Annotated in this window: 1 protein-coding gene; it reads right to left on the bottom strand. The window is 50.2% G+C overall.

Annotated elements, in window-relative coordinates; all coding sequences use genetic code 11:
- On the bottom strand, nt 1-311 hold a 311-nt coding region (locus OGV65_RS00085; protein ID WP_286454471.1), incomplete at both ends, for a hypothetical protein.

Raw genomic sequence — 311 nt, 5'->3', positions numbered from 1 at the left:
TTTGGATTTTTTCTCAGTGGCATTCATGCTGCCGTCAACGTGCTTCACCTGACACTGAAGTTTTAATGATGGGTCAATCGCCTTATCCGGTGCGGTTTCCCTGAGAAGTTCGATCTCGGATGCCTGATAAGCCTCAACCACTGCTCCGAACATTTCCGTGATCAGTTTAGAACTGACCTTATGCGTCTTTCCGCGAAAGTCTTTTTCTATCACCTGACAGAACGCAACAGCCCGTTTCATCGCATCAGGGTGAACGCCATCTGCCCCCGCCAGTCCCTGCTTTGCCAGTGCTTTCCAGCAACCCACAATCT

This window comes from Citrobacter sp. Cb004, assembly GCF_030337065.1.
GTDB lineage: Bacteria > Pseudomonadota > Gammaproteobacteria > Enterobacterales > Enterobacteriaceae > Citrobacter > Citrobacter braakii.
This window is presented reverse-complemented; position numbering and strand designations above follow the sequence as displayed.